The organism is Lutimaribacter pacificus (genome assembly GCF_900142185.1).
GTDB lineage: Bacteria > Pseudomonadota > Alphaproteobacteria > Rhodobacterales > Rhodobacteraceae > Lutimaribacter > Lutimaribacter pacificus.
The window spans coordinates 34614-53700 of the sequence record NZ_FQZZ01000010.1 but is presented as its reverse complement, the minus strand read 5'-3'; the positions used below and the strand labels follow the sequence as shown (position 1 = coordinate 53700).

The following is a 19087-nucleotide window of genomic DNA, read 5'->3' as shown; positions in this document are numbered from 1 at the left end:
GCGACAGGGCATCCAACGCCCATCCCGCCATCACGCGGTGTCGAGGGCGTCCCGAAGGAGATCGCGGACTTCGCCGGCGACCGCGTCCAGGTCTTGGTTCTGCACCGCCTGCATCGAAGCGACAGGATCGACCGCGCTGACCTCGGTGTCGCCGTCCAGTTGCCGCAGGATAACATTGCAGGGAAGCATCGCACCGATGCGAGGCTCGATCTCGATGGCTTTGTGCGCCATGCCCGGATTACAGGCCCCCAAGATGCGGTAAGGCGGCATGTCCGCATCAAGTTTCTTTTTCATCGTCGCTTTGACGTCAATCTCAGTCAGAACGCCGAAGCCCTTGTCTGCCAAAGCATCCCGAACACGCATCTCTGCGTCATCGATTTTGGTGTCTTTCAGGACGCGATCATAGGTATAGGCCATGGGAATTTTCCTTTCCGTGTCTCTATTTGTTGGCATACCGAGGCTAAACGGTTCAGGTCGCGGTTCGGTTCAATGTCCCGACCGCGAATGGTTTTGGGGTTGTGAGGACGGGTGCCGGAAAAAAACCGGCACCCATTGGCTCAGTTGTCCTGCATCATGGAGCCGTTGCCCATGCCCTGACCGTTGCCAGGCCGCGCAGGCGCATCTGCCATATTCGACCGCATCATCTGCATCCGCTCCATCCTATCGGCAGGAGCGGCCATCTCTTCCGGCGTCACCGCGCCGTCGCCATCGGCATCGAGGTGTTGGAAGCGATCCACCATCATTTCGCGGATCATCGCGCTGTGGAGAGCTTCAAACTCGGTAATCGAGAGGCTTCCATCCCCGTCGCTGTCAAACTCGGAAAGCTTGGCCTGCAGCTGCGTGCGCATTTCTTCCGGCGTCGTTGTGCCGTCTCCATCAGTGTCGAACATTTGCATCATGCCGCCAGCCATGCCTGGGCTCATCATACCACTGCCCATGCCTGCGCCCATCATGCCTGCGCCCATCATGTTTCCGTGCATGCGCTTCATCATGTCCATCATTCCGCCCATGTTCCCCATCATACCGGGACCACCGTTCTGCATCATGCCTGGTCCGCTCTGGGCGCCAAATTGTCCCCCACGCCCGTGGTTGGCGTCCGCGAATGCGGCACCGCCAAGGGCGGTTGCAGCCAGGGTCATTGCAGCGAGTAAAGTGTTGCGTTTCATTTCGATCACCTCGTGTCAGTGTTGCGATACCCAGCATATGGGGGGCACCTGCAGATGCGGAATGCCACGCGAGCCGGTGTTTTGTATCGCGAGGTCACAAAGGCGGGGTCTGTTACAAATTGCGACAAATCAATTCGGGGCGAACGCTCCTCTTCATCTGAAACATGCGATATCCAGAAAAAAAGGTGTCGAGGATCCGTATACCAACCGAAACCGAACCCATGTTTCGGTAGAGGTGAAATCCGGAAGAGTTGATGTCGAGATTGCTAGAGGCCCTGAATATCCCGAAAATTCAATCATTCAACCCATGGCAGGAGGCTGCAGGGTGCTCTTTTTGAACCGCATTTTCTCAGTTCTAACCTTGGTAATTTTGGCGGGGTGCGGTGCAGGAAACGACATGCGCCCGGATGCTTCAGCCGAAGTCATCAGTAGCGCATCCTACCGTCACGATGGACCGGCCGCGCTGACGTTGTACACCATGATCAACAACAGGTCCGGGGCGGGTGCGCATAGCAGCGTCATGATTAATGGGTCGCAGCGTGTTATCTTCGATCCGGCAGGAACGGTCCGGCTGAGCGCTGTACCGGAACGGGGAGATGTGCTTTATGGCATTACTCCACAAGTGGCCGATTTTTATGCGCGGGCTCATGCTCGCGAGACCTACCATGTCGTCATACAAGAGATCGATGTGTCTCCCGAAGTCGCGGAGCAGGCTTTGCGCCTTGCAATTGCCAGCGGCCCAGCCGCTTCCGGTTTTTGTAGTGCCAGTACCTCCGCGGTACTCAGACAATTACCAGGATTTGAATCCATCGGACGCACATTTTTTCCAAAGCGCCTGATGGCGGATTTTGGCAAGTTGCCGGGCGTGCGAACCACAAAGCTGTTCGAGAACGATGAGGACGACAAATCCGTAGCGATCGCACAGTTCGAAAGTTCACTTGCGACACAGCCGTGAGTGTTCGTCCAACAATTCATTGGAAGATGTCCCTGCACGACGCAGTCCTCGGCGTGTGAGCCAAAGATGCAATAGGTTAGCTTCGAGCGGTAACGCTGTCTTCGGCCGAGTAAAGGAACGCCGTCGATCCGACAGCGACATTCGGATAGAGATCATTGATGTGGGCCATCACCATGCGCACGCATCCCGAACTGGCCCGGCCGCCAATGCTGCGAGGGCTCGGCGTTCCGTGAATTCGAAGGTACGTATCCCGATCTCCGACGAATAGATACAAAGCCCTGCTGCCCAAGGCATTGTTGGGGCCGGGCTCCATACCGTCGGCAAACCGCTCGTAAGCCTCCGGATCGCGTTCGATCATTGACTGCGTTGGCGTCCAGTGCGGCCATTCGACCTTTCGGCGGATCGTATAGGTGCCGGGTTCATAGAGATCGCCCTTGGCAATCGCCACCCCGTATCGCATCGCGGTGCCACCTTCCTCGATATGGTACAGATAGCGCGCGATCGCATCGACGTGAATGTCACCCGGGCGCAAACCGTCATTCGCCAAAACGCGTTGCGGCAGCAGCCTGGGATGCAGCCCCCATGGGTTGGTTGTTGCCGGGTCATAGTTGGCGGGCGTGATCTGCGCATCCCAAGCTGCTTTTTCGGCTGTTGACGGCCAGGTCTTAGCGAATGCTGGCGAACTCAGAGACGCTGAAAACAGCGAGCCGGAAAGTGCAAGGAAGTGTCGTCTTGTAACCATGAAGCGAAGCCCTTTGTTTGTTTTCGATGAATGCGGGACGATTCAAGAAACGTCCGCGACCCCATGCCACCGAACCTTTTGATGTCTTGCGATCGCGACCAACCAGAGGCAAGCAAGGACACCGCTTAGGATCGCGTTCCAACTGGCCATGGACAACGTCAGAAATTCCCAGACAACCTCACTGCACAGAACAAGATTGGACGTATTTGAACTGGCAGAGGGCAGCAATTCCGATACCGACATTTGGGAAACATCGAGGCCGGATCCCGTGCAAGAAGTCGGTCCCTCCCACCAGCCGCGCTCGACACCGGTATGAAACACTCCCAACGCGGATGTGCTGAGTACCGACAGGGCACCGATTATCAGGATTGGCAAAATCGGCAGAGCAAAGAGCAACAGAGCGCCCATTCCAATGGCGATTGCGTGTGGGTAGCGTTGCCAGATGCACATTGCGCACGGCGCGTACCCAAGAGCCTGGAAAACGAAGGCCCCCAACAGCAAGGCGGCTGATCCTGCCGCCGCAGTCATGCCGAGAGATTTTGGTGTCAGGGTCAATGAACGCTCCCATTGGCAGTCGATGGACCTGTTTCTCGCTTGTCAGGTTACGTAGACGGCGAAAGGCCTGTTATCATTCAGAGATTTGTAACGGTATGTATCCGTCTCGACCCTCAGCCGACTCTGATCCACGTTGCCATACCGTCGGCTTGGTGGCTCAACATGTGGCAATGCAGCATCCACGATCCCGGATTGTCCAGGACGACGAGAATATCCCGCGTCTCGCCGGTATCCAGATAGGTCGAGTCCCGGTATGGACCGGCTTCACCCGCCGCATCGAGTTCCCAGAAATGGTGGCCATGCAGATGCATGACGTGTGGGAACCCGGTTTCGTTGCGGATCGAAATGCGCGCGGTCGTCCCCTGCGCGGCGGATAGGAAAGGCCTTCGAGGCAGGCCGGATACGTCATTGAGCGCCCATGTCCCTGTGCCGTTGTGGGACGCGCTTCCCGCACCTCCCTGGAGCACCAGCTCCGCGGTTTGGCCGGGGTCTTTCGGGGCGGGCATTCGGTTGGCGGGCAATGCGGTGATGGGCGCTTTCGCGGGCTCACGGGAACCGGAAACAGCGATTTCGCCAAGGCTCAACGTCTGTTCTCCAAAGCTGTCGTCGAATCTAATAGGCCCGGTCGCATCACCAATCACATCGCATCTTTGCCCCGGAGCGAGAAGGATCGGTTCGAGCGTCCGAGGATGCGCCAGAGGCATGCCATCCAGTGCAACGATCTTGCCTATCAAACCATCCAGGCCGACACGGTACACCCTGTCGATAGAGGGATTTATGAGACGCAGTCGCAGACGGTCGCCTCGTTTCACAGTCTTGCCGGTTCCATTGAAAACAAGTGCCGTGACCGTATTGCCGATACGGCCCTCGGTTGCGAAGTGGGCCGGGTTGAACGCTTCGTCGTACTGCCCGGACTGATCTAGCAAGACATCGAAGAACTGAACAACGATGTCATGGTCGACAGCCGGCGCATTTTGCTCCTCGACGATGAAGGCGCCGAAAAGACCGCGGCTGACCTGATCGTAAGACAGGTAATGCGAGTGATACCAATACGTGCCGGCATCCGGGACGCCGAATTGATAACGATACGAGTCGCCCGGAATGACCACATCCTGAGTGAGGACGTTGACACCATCCATCCGATTTGGAACCCGCAACCCATGCCAGTGAACGAGAGCGCCCTCCTCCAATCGGTTATCGAGGGTAATGCGGGCGGTTTGTCCTTGTCGCATTCTGACTTCTGGGCCCGGCAGACCACCGTTGAAGCCCAACATCGACACGTCGTACCCAGCAAGGTGCGCCTTGATCGATTGGGGCGCGAGGATCAACTCGTGTGTCGCTGCTCGCAAGCGGGTACCAGCCAGCGCAACGGTCATCCCGCCAAGGAAAGACCTCCGGCTCAAAGACAATTCCGTCACCTCATGAATGATAGACTGGCTTTCGCCAACTGCCGCACTTGTGCCATTTCCGGAAGAGGAACTTCAAGGCGACAGAACACTCCTCACGCCGTTGTCACTTTGGGATACAGGAAGACGCGGGCGCCGATTTCAACGCGTTCGTACAGATCCTTCACATGTTCATTCGTCAACCGCGCGCATCCATTCGACACGGCAGACCCAATTGTCTCCGGGGCGTTCGTTCCATGAATGCGAAGATAGGTATCGCGTCCCTCGGCATCGTAGAGATAGAGCGCGCGGGCCCCGAGCGGGTTGTTTGGCCCGCCTTTCAGTCCATCCTTGTACTTTGCGTATTTGCGTGGCTCGCGCCGGATCATGGCGTTCGTTGGCCGCCACCATGGCCATTTGGCCTTGCGCGCTACCGTGAACTCTCCGGGTTCGTACAAACCTTTGCGCCCTACCCCGACCCCGTAGCGGATCGCCATCCCGTCCTCGAGCATGAAATAAAGGAAAAAATCGTCGGGAACGACGTGGACATCGCCTTTAACCCAGTCACCACGACGGGTGTTTACCAATTGTGGTTCGAACCGTTCGGGCAATTTGACTTTGTGGGCCCAGGCAGTTGTGGGCAGAAAGCAACCCATCGCTCCGGCACAAATCAATTCTCGTCTCGTGAAATTCTGCATGGCGCGATCTCCTCGGACCCATGAAAATTCAGTGCGCGTCAGGGGCAAAGAAAAGAAGCCGTGAACCGGGGCAAACGACGCGCCTTTGTTGCCTTGAAACTACGAAAATTCGTGCTTTTGGAACTCTCCAGCGCTGGAATGTTGTTGTTTTACAGAGAACTGCAAGGAGGTGACTGGAAATGCACTACTCACGATTCTTTATGATGATCGGAACATCGACCGTGGTCATGTTCGTTCTGATGTACCTGAACACCTATCTTTGGGGCCATATCTTCTTTTCGGAGACACGCCTTTACATGGCCATCCTGATGGGGGCGACCATGGCCGTGATCATGTTGGCGTACATGTTGTCCATGTATCAGAACACCAAAGCCAACATCGCGATTTTCGTTGGCGCAATAGTCCTTTTCGCGGCGAGCCTCTGGCTGGTTCGCGTGCAATTCACGGTACAGGACAGGTCCTACATGCGCGCCATGATCCCGCACCACTCGATCGCCATCATGACGTCGACTCGTGCCGAGATCACCGACCCGCGCGTCCGGGGGCTCGCAGACGACATTATCTATGCGCAGGACAAGGAAATCGCCGAAATGCGCTACCTTATTGCTGACATTGGAGCAAACGGCGAAGCATCGGCCACGCGAAGCGAAACGCCGGCGCAGGTTGTGGATGCGCAACAGGCGCTTCAAACGGAGGTCGTGTCGAAGGTCGATCCTGAGTTTCTGACGGAAGACGAAATCGCTGCGGTGTTCCCGAATGGCGGAAATTGCCGCTTTGCTTACACCTCGGACAGTCCGGCTGTACTGGTGACTGGTGAAACCGGCGAAGGGTCTGCCGCCGCAATGAAGATCAGCGGTGATCTGGTGCGCCTGAATGCGCAGGGCGAAAATGCATTTTCTGAAGGCCCGCTGTCGGCCGAGATCGCAGAGACGAACGGTGACCTGACCGATCTGATCGTCAGCGCGGGAACCGACTACGAAGCCGGGTTCCGTGGTCAACTTACGTGCAGCGGATAAGGAGGAAAGGACATGCCCCGCGACACAGACAGTAAATCCGCGCAGCTTTATCGCATGGTCATGCCGGGCCATGTCTGCCCCTACGGTCTGAAATCGAAAGACCTGCTGGAGCGGCAAGGCTTCGAGGTGGAAGACCATCCGCTTGACACCCGTGAAGACACCGATGCTTTCATGGAGAAGCACGGGGTCGAGACGACGCCGCAGACTTTCATCGGGGACGAACGGATCGGCGGTTACGATGATCTCAGGGTGTTTTTCGACATTGACCCACCCGAGGAAGAGCAAAGCGACACGACCTACCAGCCGGTCATCGCGATCTTTTCCGTTGCCGCGCTGTTGGCATTGGGCCTGTCTTGGCACCAGTACGGGTCGGTCCTTACCTTGCGGGGGTTCGAATGGTTCATTTCGCTGTCCATGACCATTCTCGCGATCCAGAAATTGCAGGATGTCGAAGGGTTTTCGACGATGTTCCTCAACTACGATCTGCTGGCGCGCAAATGGGTGCGATACGGCAAGGTCTACCCGTTCGGCGAAGCGTTGGCAGGTGTCCTGATGACTGCCGGCGCGCTGCTGTGGCTCTCGGCGCCTGTCGCCCTGTTTATCGGCACGGTCGGCGCTGTCAGCGTGTTCAAGGCTGTTTATATCGACAAGAGAGAGCTGAAATGCGCCTGCGTCGGCGGTGACAGTTCCGTCCCGCTGGGGTTCATTTCGCTGACGGAAAACCTGATGATGATCTTCATGGGTATCTGGATGCCGGTCCGCGCGATCTGGTTCTGAGGTACAGCCCCTTCTTGCCTGTCACTTGGCCAACCGCTCCGGCGACAGATCCTCGATGATGGGGCAGTCGGGCCGGTGATCCCCGGCACATTTTTCCACCAGTTCGGCGAGCGTCGCGCGCATGGATTGCAGTTTCGCGATCTTTTCCTCGATCTGGCGCAGATGGTCTTCCGCAACCGCCTTCACTTGCATGCTTTCGCGGTTTTCATCCTCGTAGAGCGACAGGAGCGTCCTGCAATCTTCGATGGTGAACCCCAAGGCCCGTGCGCGACCCAGAAACGCCAGCTTGTGAATGTGGCTCTCGGTGAACGCGCGGTAGCCGTTCTCGCTACGGTTCGGGCGGATCAGCCCGATGTCCTCGTAGTAGCGGATTGTTTTTGGGGGCACACCCGATTGTCGGGCAACGTCTCCGATGTTCATGTCGAACCTCCGTTATTCTGCTGGAGCAGGAGTGGCGGCTGCCAGCTCTGCCGGGATTGCGCGCTGCTCGTCCATCGCAGGCGCGATGCGCCGCAGCCGCAGGGCATTGGTCAGGACAAACACCGAGGACAACGCCATCGCACCCGCCGCAAGGATTGGTGACAGGAGCAACCCAAAGGCGGGATAAAGCACCCCGGCAGCGACCGGAATAAGTGCCACGTTGTAGGCAAAGGCCCAGAACAGGTTCTGCCGGATGTTGCGCATGGTCCGCCGCGATACTTCGAAGGCGTTCACCACGCCGCGCAAATCGCCCGACATCAGGACGACATCCGCAGATTCGATGGCCACATCGGTGCCGGTTCCAATGGCGATGCCCACATCGGCATGCGCCAGCGCCGGGGCGTCGTTGATCCCGTCGCCGACAAAGGCGATGCGCTTGTTCCCTTGGCGCAAACTGTCGAGCGCCGCAACCTTGCCGTCCGGCAGGACGCCGGCGATGACGTGGTCGATACCGGTTTCGCGGGCGATGGCTTCGGCGGTTTCGCGTTTGTCGCCGGTGATCATCGCAACCGCAAGACCCTTTTCGTGCAGCGCTGCGATGGCTGCGCGGCTTGCCGGTTTGACCGGATCGGCCACGCCGATCACGGCGGCGACACGCCCATCTATGGCAGCGTAAAGCGCCGTGCGACCCTTGCTTGCGATCTTCGTTTCCTCTGGAGCCAATGCCGAGACGTCAATGCCTTCGCGCGCCATGTAGCGGTCGGCCCCAACCAACACCTCCACGTCTTCGACCACGGCGCGCACGCCGTAACCTGTGACCGATTGAAAGCCTTCGGCCGCCACAAGAGGTGCGCCCTCGGCCCGCGCGGCCCGCACGATGGCGTCCGCGACAGGATGCTCGGAGAGCGACTCCACGGCAGCGATCTTCGAGAGCGTTGTTGGGCGATCGAACCCTTCCGCCAGCACAAGGTCAGTCAGTGCGGGTCGCCCCTCGGTCACCGTGCCTGTTTTGTCGAGGGCGACCACATCAACGGAATCAAGTTGCTGCAAGGCGTCACCTTTACGGAACAGGACACCCATTTCCGCAGCACGTCCCGTCCCGACCATGATCGAGGTCGGCGTCGCAAGCCCCATCGCGCAGGGGCACGCGATGATGAGCACCGACACACCGGCGACCAGCGCCATCGTCAGGGCCGGATCAGGCCCGAAAAACAGCCAGACCAGCACGGTCGCCGCCGCGATCGCCATCACGGCAGGCACGAACCACAAGGTGATCCGGTCGACCAATCCCTGGATCGGCAGTTTGGCGCCCTGGGCCTCTTCGACCATGCGAATAATCTGCGCCAGGGTCGTGTCGGCGCCGACCCGCGTGGCGAGGAACTGCAGGCTTCCGGCGCCGTTGACCGTCCCGCCGGTCACCGTATCTCCGGCACCTTTTTCAGCGGGGATCGGCTCGCCTGTCAGCATGCTTTCGTCGACGCGGCTGGTCCCCTCGATGACCTCGCCATCGACCGCGATGCGTTCACCAGGGCGCACGATGACGATGTCACCCTGAACCAGCGCATCGATCTCGATCTCGACGCTTTCTCCGTCCCGCATCACGCGTGCAGTCCGCGCCTGAAGCCCTAATAGCTTCTGGATGGCCGCGCCCGTTCTCCCCTTGGCGCGCGCTTCAAGAAACCGCCCCAGAAGGATCAGAACGACGATGACCGCTGCCGCCTCGAAATAGACGGTGCGCAGCGTGTCAGGCAGGACCGACGGTACGAATGTCGCAACCACGGAATAAAGGTAAGCCGCCCCGGTGCCGACCGCGACGAGGCTGTTCATGTCGGGGGCACCCCGGAACAAGGCCGGGAAACCCTTGGTGTAAAACGTCCGGCCCGGGCCGAAGAGAACGATTGTCGTCAGCACGAACTGAAGAAGCCAACTCGTCTGCTGGCCAATCGTGGTCTCGATCAGCATATGAACGGCCGGAATGACGTGGCCACCCATTTCGATCAGGAAGACCGGCAAGGCGAGGATGGCCGCAAAGGTGACCCGTTTGGCAAGCGCCTGAGCCTCTTCCTCCTTGCGCGCAACTCTGTCGTCACCGGCCTGGGCCGTTGCCACGGTTGCTGGATACCCTGCCGCGCCGCTTGATTCGATCAGATCGGATGTCGTGACAAGACCTTCGACGTAAACGACCGTCGCCGTCTCTGAGGCGAGGTTGACGTTCACCTCGACCACCCCGGGCACCGCGGCAAGCGCCTTATCGACCCGCCCGACGCAAGAGGCACAGGACATCGCTGCAATCGTGAGTTCGGCCCTGGCCTTCCGCGCGGGGTAGCCCAGCTCGCGAAGGGATTCGATGATGTCGGGAATGCGCTTGAGCGCGTCCACGCTCATGCGAGCAGTTTCCGAGGCAAGGTTCACCGACACATCCTCTACGCCGTCGATTGCATTCAATGCGCGATCGACCCTGCCAACGCAGGACGCGCATGACATGCCTTCGATCGGCAGGCTGATCTGTTTGGGTTCGGGCATATGTGTCACCTGTTTTTCCATTCGAAGTGGAATATGAGGCTTCCAGTTACTGGAGGGTCAATGGGAGGGCGCCAAATAAATTTCTTCACTTGACCTTCCAGCGGGGGGAAGCCCCATGTCACCGATAGAAATCAGATCAAGGAGTGGTTCCGATGAAGTTCAGCGTTCCGGACATGAGCTGTGGGCATTGCACCGCAGCAATCGAAAGCGCGGTGAAGAGCGCAGATCCGAATGCAGGCGTAGAATGTGACCTTTCTGCCCGACAGGTGCATGTCGACAGCGTGTTACCAGCCGATCAGGTCCAAGCGATCATTCGGGATGCGGGCTACAACGTGGAACCTGCGGCCGCTTGATGCAGTGCCTGGACCACCCAAGGGTGGTCCGGGCACAGAATTTCAGTCTTCGACTTTGCGGGCTTCCTCGACCAAGTCGGCAAGCTGCGCCTTTTCGACGAAGCCCGGGACCAGCGCATCCCCGATCACGAAAGACGGCGTGCCGTTAAAGCCCAGAGCTTGGGTCAGTTGCATGGAGGTCGCAATGTGCTCTTCGACCTCGGGGGCCTCCATGTCCTTGCGCAACTGCGCGATATCCAGGCCGATCTCCTCGGCCACGCGCAGCACGGAGGCCTCTTCCGCGCGGCCTTCCAGCCCCATCATTGCCCAGTGAAACTCTTCGTATTTGTCCTGCTTGCGCGCTGCCAAGGCCGCTTTCGCGGCAAACACCGATCCGTCTCCGAGAATGGGCCATTCACGATAGACGAGGCGAATGTTGGGATCGTCTTCGATCAAAGCCCGCACCTCGGGTTTGACCCGCCGACAATAGGGACAGTTGTAGTCGAAAAATTCCACAACAGTGACGTCCCCTTCCAGGTTGCCGAGAACCGGCGCATTCGGATCGTTCTCGATTAGATCGCGCTGGTCATTCAGAACTTGGGCCTGACTGAGCTCCTGCGCTTGCGCCTGCCTTTGTTCGAGGATCGCCACGGCCTCCATGACAATCTCCGGGTTCTCGCGGATTGCCTCGAGCACAAGTTCCTTGACCCGGGACTCTGACAGTTCGTCCGCGAGTGCCGGTATCGGAAGCAAGGCAGCTATCGCGACCGTCGTGAAGGCTTGTCTGAAACGCATTTTAGTTCTCTCCCCGTTGTTCGTCGGCTTCTGTCCGCGCGGCCTGGACTTCGCGGATGCGGTCTGGCCAGGTGGACCGGATGAAGGCCAGGATGTTGTGAATTTGCTGGTCGGTCAGCACGTCTGCGAAACCGGGCATGCCACTGTCGAATTCGACGCCCTGACGCGCCAGAAGCGCCGCACCCCCCAGTTTTGTGTAATCGAAGAGCAGGCTGTCAGGATGATGCCAGGTGTGACCCGTCTCATCATGTGGTGGTGCTGGCAGGCGCCCATCCGCGCCGGGCGTTCGCCATTCCGGCTGGCCTTCCAGACCCGCGCCATGACAAGACGCACAGTTTTCTGCGTAGAGCAACGCGCCTTCTTCGATGTCGTAGCTCTCCGCCCTGGACGCGCTGCCGACATCCGAGGATGCACTGGTCGAGAGCCAATACGTGAAGGCGGCTGCTGCGACAGTGATCGGAAGGGACCAAACGAGATATCTCATGTGACCCGTATCCAGGTTGTCATGCCAGATGCGGCGTGGCTGAGCATGTGGCAATGGAACAGCCACTTGCCGGGATTGTCTGCCGTAAAGGCGATCTCCCGGGACTCGTTGCCGGCCAACAGGATCGTGTCCCGCATCGGCCCGAACGCGCCGTCGGGGCGCAGCTCGCGGAAATGCATCCCGTGCAGGTGCATCGCATGTGGGAAAACGGTCTGGTTCTCGATCTTCAGGCGCACCGGCTCGTTCAGGGATAGATCGGCCAGTGGCGTGTAGGTCATTTCGGCGACATCATTCAGGGCCCAGAATTTGCCCGCTTGGGCAAGCTGACGGAATCCAAGACGTTCCCCGCCAAGCAATGCGGACTGCATTCGCCCCATTGCCCCGCCGGACATGACCAGTCGCAAATCACGCGCATCGGCAAGGTCCGGGGCGTGTGCCGCGGGGTTCGGCGGCAACGGCAGTGGCTTGCCTCTTGGTACTGAACTGGCTGTGCCGTTGACCAGAAAACTCACCAACGGGGTCAATTGATCATCATCGCCGATGCGAAGCAATTGGGCGGTGCCGCCTTCGTCTTCGGTCACATCCACAATTAAGTCGACGCGCTGTGCCGGGCCGAGGATCAACTCGCCGTCAACCGACTGGGGTTGGCCGGTTGGCATTCCATCCACGGCCACCGTCCAGCCACTGAATCCAGAGAGCCTCAGCGGGAAAATTCGAGCGCTTGCTGCGTTGATGATCCGCAAGCGAATGCGCTCGTTGCGCTGCGCGGGCAAGGTCAGGTCATAGCGCCCGTTGGTCGTGATAAAGTTGCCGGTACGTCCACCGTGGCTCATCATCATGGGCTGTTCGAAATTGTCGAACAGCTGCCCGCTCTCAGGGTCGAGCAACCAGTCCTCCAGAACGATGACTTCCTCGCGGTCGATGTCCGGTCCATCGACCTCTTCGACGATCAAGGCACCGCGCAGACCACGCGCGACTTGCTCGTATGAGCGATTATGCGCGTGATACCAATAGGTGCCCGCGTCCGGTACGACGAAGTCGTAGTCAAAGGTTCCACCCGGCGCTACGGCCTCTTGGGTCAGCCCTGAAACGCCATCCATCGCGTTGTCGATCCGGATTCCGTGCCAGTGAACCGAACTGGGATCGGGTACCTCGTTGCGAAACCTGCGACGCACCCGATCGCCTTGTGTGACCCTGATTTCCGGGGCCGGAACGAGGCCGTCATAGCCCCAGATCTCTGTTTCCGGGTAGGTGTCCGGAAGAAGCTGTCGACGTGCAACCTTGGCAATCAGGTCCTCGAACGGGGTCGCGGCAAAAGCCGACTGCGGGATGGCCGCCGCGCAGGCCGCCAGTGTTGCATGGCGCAAGAAATCCCGACGTGTTTGTCTCATTTCGATCCTCGAGAAAGCGGGGGCGTGTTGCCCCCGCGTGGTGTTAGTTCGACGCGGGGTTCTCCGCCTCGACCGTGTCCTTGTTCAGCAGGAAAAGCGCCATCGCTTCGCGATCGGCAGGTGTCAGAAACCGAGTTCCCTCGCGAACCACTTCCGCCATGCTGCCGCCGAAAGCATCGCCCGAAGGGGTGATGCCGGTCTGGAGCGCATAAGCGAGGTTTGAAACCGTCCAGTCATTTTTGACCAGGTCTTTTGGCCGTATCGCGGGGGCCTTGCTGCCACCGGGAAGCTGGGCGTTGCCTGCAAAGGAAGCACCGATATCGCGGCCTCCCGCAAGATTGCGCGGCGTATGGCAGGCTCCGCAATGTGCCGCACCGCGCACCAATTCCCGTCCTCGATTCCATGCGTCGCTTCGCCCTTCAATCGGTTCGGTATCCGGATCGTAGAAGAACGCCGCTCGCCAGAGCTTCAGCCCCCATCGTTGGTCGAATGGGAAGCTGACATCATTTTCTGGTGCAGGCTCGTCCACGGGCGGCACGGTTTGAAACGCCGCCCAGAGGTCAGCGATATCCTGATCAGAAAAATCCGCATAGAAGGTGTACGGGAAAGACGGATAGTACGGCGTTCCATCGGGGCCGATGCCTTGCCGCACGGCTTTTGCGAACTGTTCTGCCGTCCATTCGCCCATGCCATGTTCCGGGTCTGTCGTCAGGTTGGGCGGGTAGAACGTTCCGAACGGGGTTTCGAGCGGCGCCCCTCCGGCAAGTGGTGCGCCGCCCGCTTCAAAATTGGTATGACAGGCAATGCACCCACTGGCGCGCGCCAGATATGCGCCCCGGTCGACATTGCCCTCTATTGCAATCGGAGTCACTGCACTGCCGACAGGCCATGCAATCACGACGCCGAGGCTGGCCGCGCCCAGCACGGCGGCCCCGCTGACGAGTGTCAAGAACCGGCGCATGGTCAGTCTTCTTCCGCCCGGAAGCGTTCATGGCATGCGGAACAGACCTGGGTCGTCATCGCGAATGCTGCGTCGGCGGGCATTTCGGCAATGGCGGCCGCATCCATCATGTCGCCTCGGCCCATCATCGTGCTCCCGCCCATCATGGTTGTATCGCCTCCCATCATTGACCCGCCGCCCATCATCGAGGCGCCATCCATGGAGGTATTGCCGCTCATGCCGCCCAATCCATTGTCGGCTGCGCGTTCCAGGCCCTCAGAGTATTCTTCCAGCTGACTTGCCAATGCCGCGAAGCGCTCCCAGTCGGTCCACACCTCGTCCTTGGCTTCCGAGGGCATGCCCCCTGTGCCCTCTGGGAACAGCTTTGTCATGCTCTCACCGGCGTGCTGCTGGAACAGGCGCGCGGCATCGCGCACTGTTTCTGCGTCATAGGCCGTTTCGCCCCGCATCATCGGGGCCACGGTCTTGACCGCCTTCCCCATTGCAAGCATGGCATCCATGCGCTCTTTCACGATGCCGGTGGCACCGCTATGCGCGAATGCCGTGACCGCAGTACCTGCAATCAACACTGCCGCTACGATAGTCGTCTTTTTCATGTCTTCGATCCTTCTTTGGGTCTGCTTTTCGAGCGATGTGAAATCAGACCCACCGTCGGGGCGGTGGAGGATCGCTGATCGGGCGCAATTCGGTTCGTTGGATCGCGCCGTCTTGCATGACGGCTTTCAGAAAAGAAGGCTCGTACGCCATGTTCGGCTGAAGCAATAACGCTGCCGGGACAGAACAATCGAGGCCTGGATGGCAGTGGCCAGAGGCCTCGGTCGATGGCCCTGCGTCTTCGTGACCATGGTATTCCTGCCCCAACGACGTTTCACCATGATATACCGGCGCCTCTGGCACCCCGAGTACTACAAGGAAAAGGCCGAAAACGGCCGACAGAATCCATCGGTTCGTCTTCGACCAACGCATCAGTTGATCCCGTTGGCCCGCTGCAATTCGCGGACATAGGCGGCCACCATCTTGACGTCTCCTTGGGTCAATCCCTCGATCTTAGGCATATTACCGAAATTCCAGTGATGTGCACGGACGCCGTTTTGAGCTGCCAGAACAAAAGCCATGTCCGAATGGTGGCTCGGTTCGTAGATCTTGTGCACGAGAGGCGGCGCAACACCGTTGCGACCGGCGGCATTTTCGCCGTGACACTCGGAACATTTTGCCTCGAATATGTTCTTCCCAAGCGCCGCCTGCTGCGAGAGTGCGTCAGGCAGCTGGACCTGGACGATCGGATCGCCTTCGGCAATCTCGCTTGTGTCAGGTGGCGTCATGGAGTGGCCAACCGCTAAATCTTCGGCTCCAACGAACTGCCAAACGGCAAAACCCCCGCCGATAACAAAAACGGCACCAATCAGCGCAGTTAATTTGTCCATGCCTGTATCTTCCGCCTTGCCCGTTGGGTCAGATGAGTTTGACTTGAGTGCCGACAGGCGCTCGCTCGTAGACTTCCTCGATCTGTTCGTTGAACAAACCGATGCAGCCGTTTGACGACCGGCGGCCGATCTTGCGCGTGTCCTGTGTCCCGTGAATACGGTAGTACTGCCACGACAGGTACAGTGCGCGAGTACCCAAGGGGTTGTCCGGATCACCCCCCTCGATACGTGCCGGCCATTCCGGATTGCGTTCCCGCATGGAGGGCGTCGGCGCCCAACTGGGGTTTTTGCGTTTTTCCACCACTTCAGTGTAACCGCGTTTGGTGAGTTCGTCGGTCAGCGGAACGGATGTCGGGTAAATCCGCATCTCGCCGTCCGCTGTCCAGTGCTGTAGCGCCATCGTCACGGTGTCTGAGATGATGATCCCTTTGCCGAGCGTGTCGAAATGGTCTTGCCAGTCATGAACTCGGAAAGAAGAAATGTTGCGGCGAATGGTTTCGGCTCGAACCACGCTTGGTGCAACCAAAGCGACAGCCGCATACCCCAACAGGCTTCGTCGATTGATCTTGTTGTTTCGCGATGTCGTCATGACACACTCCTAGCCTACGGTTTGTACATGTCTTTTACGGGAGACCCGGCATCAGGCAACCTGACAAGGCCGCGAGAAGTGTATCCATTTGTATCCTTGACCTTACCCTGCTGGAGGGTCGCAAATGACGCCAGGAACGAGACAAAGAGGGTGTCATGGACGACGAAAATCCCAAGAATAAGCCGATTACAGACAGGCTCATGCATTACGGAATGATGGCGTGTTGCATTGTGATGCTGTTGCCCGTGATCGGTTTTTTTCTCGCTGGCGGAACGCTTGCGGGTATGTGGGGCAATGCATCGGCTTTCGCCCCGCTCCTGTTGTGCGTTGGAGCGCATCTTGTGATGCATAGATTCATGGGGAAATCGTGCCATTCCGACAAGGCAAACGATACTATCGAGGAAGCGCCCGAGCCCATAAGTTCCGTGATTCCTAGCGTCGCCCGCAACAGGCAGTGATGTGCGAGGGAAAGCAAAGGTATTCGTATTGCTGTTGATGGTTACATTACTTGGAGGTTGCGCGGGAAGCCTTGCAGACTGCCTAGATCTGAAGGCTATCGTGTCCACGAAGCAAGCGTCAGACCTTCTGCCGGATGGGTGTCGAACCCTTTCATCTTCTGCGACTGGCGTTGCGCGAATTGTCTGTGCGGACGGTCGTCAGGGTTTTGCCACAGGTGGACTTTGACGCAATTTCCGCCGTCCTGGCGAAATCTGCGGAAAATATGGGAAGGAAGCAGGTATCTTGATCGATTGCCTTTTGATCCTGCGACGGGTTTTGCTTATTCCCTTCGTGCTCCTGGCCGTTGTCTCTGGAAGTGTCGCGGCAGCAACCTCTGCTGAATACCAGAGCGCGCCACTCACCGCGCATCTCATTAGTGTACAGGACGGCGTTCCCGAGAACACACAGACTCTGTCAGCCGGGCTTCACCTTCAACTGAACGAAAACTGGAAGACCTATTGGCGGTCGGCGGGCGAGGTGGGAATACCGCCTTCGGTCGAATGGAGCGGTTCCGAAAACGTCGCAGATGTCGAATTCATGTGGCCCGCCCCGACGCGCTTCACCGCCTTCGGCATCGAAAATTTTGGTTATGCGGGTGAAGTCGTCTTTCCGCTGCGCATAACGCTCAAAGATCCCGGCGCACCTGTGACTCTTTCCGCGCAGGTCAAACTGCTGGTGTGCTCCAATGTCTGTGTCCCGGAAGAGTTTGACCTGTCACTTCGCCTCGGACGGGGCAACGTCATCGACAGCACTTCGGCTGGGCTGATCGGTACGTTTTCCGAGCGCGTCCCCGAAGGGGCCAAGACGAGCGGCGTCAGCGAGGCAAATGCCTTCATCGACGAAGACCTCACGGAGTTGATCGTCAGCCTTCGCGTCGATGAACCACTCCAGTCGCCGGATGTGTTTCCCGAACTGGGTATGGGTGTTGCGCTTGGCAAACCCGATATCCGTTTGGGAGAAGAGGATCGTTTGCTTTGGGCGCGCTTGCCGATCCTCTCGTCGAATACGGATGTGACAGTGGCTCCGTCGATTACCGTCACCGACGGCGAGAACCGGGCCTTCACGATCATCGCGGATCGCGTGGCGCAAGGAATAGCACCACCCTTTGAACTGGCCGCCACGACACCGGACATGATGGAACTGATCTGGATTGCCGCGATCGCGCTGCTGGGCGGATTGATCCTGAATGTGATGCCCTGCGTGCTGCCGGTGCTGTCCATCAAGGTGTCGTCTGTGCTCAAACACACCGATCACGACACAACCCGTGTCCGGTTCGGTTTCGTCGCTGCCAGCGCCGGCATCATGACGTTCATGTGGGGTCTGGCGCTCGTCCTCTGGGCGCTCCAGACGGCAGGCCTCAGCGTCGGGTGGGGTTTGCAGTTTCAAAGCCCGCTGTTTCTTGCGGCGATGATCGCTGTCCTGCTCGTCTTTTCGGCAAATCTGTTCGGAGCGTTCGAGTTCGCCCTTCCACACGGCATGCAGACGCGGCTTGCAGGGGCCGGAGGAAGCAACGGGTATTCCGCCGACTTTTTCACTGGCATGTTCGGTGCCGTCATGGCGACGCCTTGTTCGGCACCGTTCCTCGGCACCGCGGTGGCCTTTGCTTTGGCCGGGCGTGGCGTGGACATCCTCATCGTCTTTACGAGCCTCGGGCTCGGCCTCGCCCTGCCCTATCTCGTCATCGCCGCGTTCCCGCGTCTGGTCGCATTCATGCCCAAGCCTGGTCGATGGATGCTGATCATCAAAAGCGTCATGGGGGTTTTGTTGCTTGCAACCGCCGTGTGGCTGTTCTGGGTGCTCGACGGTGTCGCCGGGCTTGCGTCTGTCATCGCGGTCGCGGCGTTGTCCGGTCTCGCCGTTCTGATACTATCTCTCCCGAATGTGCAGTCCCAATTCAGGTGGTCTATTGCCATAGCCAGCCTTGTCCTGGCCATTGCCGCAGGTCCTCTCTTGCAGCAATCAGCACCTGCGCGTTCGACGCCGCAGTTGGCAATGGCTTGGATCGCATTTGATCGTTCGGAAATAGCGAAACGCGTGTCCGCAGGAGAGGTCGTTTTTGTCGATGTGACCGCTGACTGGTGTCTGACTTGCAAAGCGAACAAGACACTTATCATCGATCGGGAGCCAGTCCGGAGCGCGCTTGAAGCGCCTGGAGTCACGGCGATGCAGGCAGATTGGACACGCCCGGACACGCGCATTTCCCGCTACCTTGAGAGTTTCGGCAGATACGGCATCCCCTTCAATGCCGTCTACGGACCATCGGCACCGAACGGCATTGTGCTGTCCGAATTGCTAAAAACCGAGGACGTGATGAACGCCTTGGCGCAAGCCAGTGGTCGGGATGTTTCCGCAAAGGTTGCCGGACAGGAGTGACCT

The 19087-nt window shown here is 58.9% G+C and carries 21 protein-coding genes; 6 read left to right on the top strand and 15 right to left on the bottom strand.

Translation table 11 applies throughout. The annotated features are described in order from the left end of the window. Positions 1-30: 30 nt before the first annotated feature. Both F3H87_RS18910 and F3H87_RS18905 read right to left on the bottom strand, forming a co-directional pair. Entirely contained in the window at positions 31-417 is a 387-nt protein-coding gene (locus tag F3H87_RS18910) for a DUF302 domain-containing protein (protein ID WP_007803435.1), read from the bottom strand. A 140-nt stretch (positions 418-557) separates the two neighbouring features. Next, a complete protein-coding gene (locus tag F3H87_RS18905; RefSeq protein ID WP_012187178.1) occupies positions 558-1166 on the bottom strand; it encodes an EF-hand domain-containing protein in 609 nt (202 codons plus the stop codon). Between the two features lie 397 nt (positions 1167-1563). Here F3H87_RS18905 and F3H87_RS22185 point away from each other — a divergent pair, with 397 nt between their 5' ends. Continuing rightward, positions 1564-2121 carry a hypothetical protein gene (locus F3H87_RS22185; RefSeq protein ID WP_012187179.1) on the top strand — a complete coding sequence of 186 codons (558 nt, stop codon included), beginning with the start codon at positions 1564-1566 and terminating at the stop codon, positions 2119-2121. Between the two features lie 76 nt (positions 2122-2197). Here the strand turns inward: F3H87_RS22185 and F3H87_RS18895 are convergent, their stop codons facing one another. The 4 genes from F3H87_RS18895 to F3H87_RS18880 form a co-directional block, all read right to left on the bottom strand. Then, positions 2198-2863: a L,D-transpeptidase gene (locus F3H87_RS18895; RefSeq protein ID WP_012187180.1), complete on the bottom strand. Its 666-nt coding sequence runs from the start codon at positions 2861-2863 to the stop codon at positions 2198-2200. 42 nt (positions 2864-2905) lie between these two features. Further along, positions 2906-3418, bottom strand: a complete 513-nt coding sequence (locus F3H87_RS18890) for a disulfide bond formation protein B (protein ID WP_012187181.1) — start codon at positions 3416-3418, stop codon at positions 2906-2908. A 113-nt stretch (positions 3419-3531) separates the two neighbouring features. Further along, positions 3532-4794 carry a multicopper oxidase family protein gene (locus F3H87_RS18885; RefSeq protein ID WP_149789529.1) on the bottom strand — a complete coding sequence of 421 codons (1263 nt, stop codon included), beginning with the start codon at positions 4792-4794 and terminating at the stop codon, positions 3532-3534. A gap of 125 nt (positions 4795-4919) precedes the next feature. After that, on the bottom strand, positions 4920-5501 hold the full coding sequence (locus F3H87_RS18880) for a L,D-transpeptidase (protein WP_012187183.1): 582 nt from the start codon (positions 5499-5501) through the stop codon (positions 4920-4922). A 179-nt stretch (positions 5502-5680) separates the two neighbouring features. On the opposite strand from F3H87_RS18880, the gene F3H87_RS18875 reads away from it, so the two are divergent. Beyond that, positions 5681-6517: a DUF305 domain-containing protein gene (locus F3H87_RS18875; RefSeq protein WP_188129278.1), complete on the top strand. Its 837-nt coding sequence runs from the start codon at positions 5681-5683 to the stop codon at positions 6515-6517. A 12-nt stretch (positions 6518-6529) separates the two neighbouring features. Beyond that, positions 6530-7294, top strand: a complete 765-nt coding sequence (locus F3H87_RS18870) for a MauE/DoxX family redox-associated membrane protein (protein ID WP_012187037.1) — start codon at positions 6530-6532, stop codon at positions 7292-7294. Between the two features lie 21 nt (positions 7295-7315). Here the strand turns inward: F3H87_RS18870 and cueR are convergent, their stop codons facing one another. Continuing rightward, positions 7316-7714, bottom strand: a complete 399-nt coding sequence (gene cueR, locus F3H87_RS18865) for a Cu(I)-responsive transcriptional regulator (RefSeq protein WP_007803416.1) — start codon at positions 7712-7714, stop codon at positions 7316-7318. A gap of 12 nt (positions 7715-7726) precedes the next feature. Beyond that, a complete protein-coding gene (locus F3H87_RS18860) occupies positions 7727-10237 on the bottom strand; it encodes a heavy metal translocating P-type ATPase (protein WP_040182674.1) in 2511 nt (836 codons plus the stop codon). Between the two features lie 152 nt (positions 10238-10389). On the opposite strand from F3H87_RS18860, the gene F3H87_RS18855 reads away from it, so the two are divergent. Beyond that, positions 10390-10590 (top strand): heavy-metal-associated domain-containing protein, encoded by a 201-nt coding sequence (locus F3H87_RS18855; protein WP_007803412.1) that lies wholly within the window; start codon positions 10390-10392, stop codon positions 10588-10590. 42 nt (positions 10591-10632) lie between these two features. Here F3H87_RS18855 and F3H87_RS18850 read toward each other — a convergent pair whose 3' ends face one another. The 7 genes from F3H87_RS18850 to F3H87_RS18820 all read right to left on the bottom strand — a co-directional run bounded on the left by F3H87_RS18850 (position 10633) and on the right by F3H87_RS18820 (position 16213). Continuing rightward, the gene (locus F3H87_RS18850) at positions 10633-11364 is read right to left on the bottom strand and encodes a DsbA family protein (protein WP_009807488.1); all 732 of its coding nucleotides are present in this window, start codon (positions 11362-11364) and stop codon (positions 10633-10635) included. Position 11365: 1 nt separating this feature from the next. After that, a complete protein-coding gene (locus F3H87_RS18845; protein WP_007803408.1) occupies positions 11366-11848 on the bottom strand; it encodes a c-type cytochrome in 483 nt (160 codons plus the stop codon). Beyond that, on the bottom strand, positions 11845-13239 hold the full coding sequence (locus tag F3H87_RS18840; RefSeq protein WP_007803406.1) for a multicopper oxidase family protein: 1395 nt from the start codon (positions 13237-13239) through the stop codon (positions 11845-11847). The genes F3H87_RS18845 and F3H87_RS18840 overlap by 4 nt, the downstream gene beginning before the upstream one ends. Positions 13240-13282: 43 nt before the next feature. Further along, positions 13283-14200 (bottom strand): c-type cytochrome, encoded by a 918-nt coding sequence (locus F3H87_RS18835; protein WP_007803405.1) that lies wholly within the window; start codon positions 14198-14200, stop codon positions 13283-13285. A gap of 2 nt (positions 14201-14202) precedes the next feature. Then, positions 14203-14796, bottom strand: a complete 594-nt coding sequence (locus F3H87_RS18830) for a c-type cytochrome (protein WP_007803403.1) — start codon at positions 14794-14796, stop codon at positions 14203-14205. A gap of 369 nt (positions 14797-15165) precedes the next feature. Continuing rightward, positions 15166-15624, bottom strand: coding sequence for a c-type cytochrome (locus F3H87_RS18825; RefSeq protein WP_007803401.1), 459 nt, complete (start codon positions 15622-15624; stop codon positions 15166-15168). Between the two features lie 28 nt (positions 15625-15652). Next, a complete protein-coding gene (locus F3H87_RS18820) occupies positions 15653-16213 on the bottom strand; it encodes a L,D-transpeptidase (RefSeq protein WP_009807486.1) in 561 nt (186 codons plus the stop codon). A 155-nt stretch (positions 16214-16368) separates the two neighbouring features. Here F3H87_RS18820 and F3H87_RS18815 point away from each other — a divergent pair, with 155 nt between their 5' ends. Continuing rightward, positions 16369-16671: a DUF2933 domain-containing protein gene (locus F3H87_RS18815; protein ID WP_127657316.1), complete on the top strand. Its 303-nt coding sequence runs from the start codon at positions 16369-16371 to the stop codon at positions 16669-16671. A gap of 283 nt (positions 16672-16954) precedes the next feature. Continuing rightward, on the top strand, positions 16955-19084 hold the full coding sequence (locus F3H87_RS18810; protein WP_149789530.1) for a protein-disulfide reductase DsbD family protein: 2130 nt from the start codon (positions 16955-16957) through the stop codon (positions 19082-19084). Positions 19085-19087 lie beyond the last annotated feature (3 nt).

Excerpts from the sequence above, each read along its gene's own strand:
- F3H87_RS18870 (WP_012187037.1), top strand. The coding sequence starts at position 6,530 with ATGCCCCGCGACACAGACAGTAAATCCGCGCAGCTTTATCGCATGGTC.
- F3H87_RS18860 (WP_040182674.1), bottom strand. The coding sequence starts at position 10,237 with ATGCCCGAACCCAAACAGATCAGCCTGCCGATCGAAGGCATGTCATGC.
- F3H87_RS18815 (WP_127657316.1), top strand. The coding sequence starts at position 16,369 with ATGGACGACGAAAATCCCAAGAATAAGCCGATTACAGACAGGCTCATG.
- F3H87_RS18825 (WP_007803401.1), bottom strand. The coding sequence starts at position 15,624 with ATGGACAAATTAACTGCGCTGATTGGTGCCGTTTTTGTTATCGGCGGG.
- F3H87_RS18880 (WP_012187183.1), bottom strand. The coding sequence starts at position 5,501 with ATGCAGAATTTCACGAGACGAGAATTGATTTGTGCCGGAGCGATGGGT.
- F3H87_RS18875 (WP_188129278.1), top strand. The coding sequence starts at position 5,681 with ATGCACTACTCACGATTCTTTATGATGATCGGAACATCGACCGTGGTC.
- F3H87_RS18910 (WP_007803435.1), bottom strand. The coding sequence starts at position 417 with ATGGCCTATACCTATGATCGCGTCCTGAAAGACACCAAAATCGATGAC.
- F3H87_RS18895 (WP_012187180.1), bottom strand. The coding sequence starts at position 2,863 with ATGGTTACAAGACGACACTTCCTTGCACTTTCCGGCTCGCTGTTTTCA.
- F3H87_RS18840 (WP_007803406.1), bottom strand. The coding sequence starts at position 13,239 with ATGAGACAAACACGTCGGGATTTCTTGCGCCATGCAACACTGGCGGCC.
- F3H87_RS18835 (WP_007803405.1), bottom strand. The coding sequence starts at position 14,200 with ATGCGCCGGTTCTTGACACTCGTCAGCGGGGCCGCCGTGCTGGGCGCG.
- cueR (WP_007803416.1), bottom strand. The coding sequence starts at position 7,714 with ATGAACATCGGAGACGTTGCCCGACAATCGGGTGTGCCCCCAAAAACA.
- F3H87_RS22185 (WP_012187179.1), top strand. The coding sequence starts at position 1,564 with ATGCGCCCGGATGCTTCAGCCGAAGTCATCAGTAGCGCATCCTACCGT.
- F3H87_RS18905 (WP_012187178.1), bottom strand. The coding sequence starts at position 1,166 with ATGAAACGCAACACTTTACTCGCTGCAATGACCCTGGCTGCAACCGCC.
- F3H87_RS18855 (WP_007803412.1), top strand. The coding sequence starts at position 10,390 with ATGAAGTTCAGCGTTCCGGACATGAGCTGTGGGCATTGCACCGCAGCA.
- F3H87_RS18820 (WP_009807486.1), bottom strand. The coding sequence starts at position 16,213 with ATGACGACATCGCGAAACAACAAGATCAATCGACGAAGCCTGTTGGGG.
- F3H87_RS18850 (WP_009807488.1), bottom strand. The coding sequence starts at position 11,364 with ATGCGTTTCAGACAAGCCTTCACGACGGTCGCGATAGCTGCCTTGCTT.
- F3H87_RS18885 (WP_149789529.1), bottom strand. The coding sequence starts at position 4,794 with ATGACCGTTGCGCTGGCTGGTACCCGCTTGCGAGCAGCGACACACGAG.
- F3H87_RS18845 (WP_007803408.1), bottom strand. The coding sequence starts at position 11,848 with ATGAGATATCTCGTTTGGTCCCTTCCGATCACTGTCGCAGCAGCCGCC.
- F3H87_RS18830 (WP_007803403.1), bottom strand. The coding sequence starts at position 14,796 with ATGAAAAAGACGACTATCGTAGCGGCAGTGTTGATTGCAGGTACTGCG.